Origin of the sequence: Paracoccus endophyticus (assembly GCF_003286075.1) — a bacterium.
In the GTDB taxonomy this organism is placed as follows: domain Bacteria; phylum Pseudomonadota; class Alphaproteobacteria; order Rhodobacterales; family Rhodobacteraceae; genus Paracoccus; species Paracoccus endophyticus.
Genome location: NZ_QLUV01000063.1, coordinates 1 through 503, shown reverse-complemented (window position 1 = coordinate 503; position 503 = coordinate 1). Strand labels below are relative to the sequence as shown.

General features: G+C 39.2%; 1 protein-coding gene. It reads left to right on the top strand.

What is annotated here, in order from left to right:
• Positions 1-250 precede the first annotated feature (250 nt).
• Positions 251-503, top strand: a 253-nt coding sequence (locus DPQ23_RS15280; RefSeq protein ID WP_162630805.1) for a helix-turn-helix domain-containing protein, incomplete at its 3' end; no start/stop codon positions are given.

The window sequence follows — 503 nt, the reverse complement described above, 5'->3', positions numbered from 1 at the left end:
GCTAAAGCTATGACGCAAGATGCTGCTAAAGCAATGGCTGATAAAGCAACTGAAATGAAAGATGCTGCTGCAACTAAAATGGAAGCAGGTGCTGAAGCGGTAAAAGAAAAAGCGGCTGAAGTAAAACAAGCAGTTGAAACTAAATAATTCTTGCTAAGGTATCTCCAAACCAAAGCAGAAAAAGCCCACTTCTTGATCTGCCCCCCAAAAGTTGGACTAAACCTCCAACGGATTAAGGTGCAGATTTTTTATGACTAAATATAACTCGCTATTCAAACAACAAGTCATCGAGTTTTATCTTCAAAATGACAAAAACCGTTTATTCACTCAACGACATTTTCAATTATCCAAGAAAACCTTAATTCGATGGATTGCTCAATTTAATCATAACGGAATCAATGGGCTAGCGGTGATAGGTAAGAAGCAAAAATATTCCCCCGAATTCAAATTAACCGTCATACAAGCGGTCAAAAAGGGGCAATTTTCTGCGGAAAGCGCCTCCC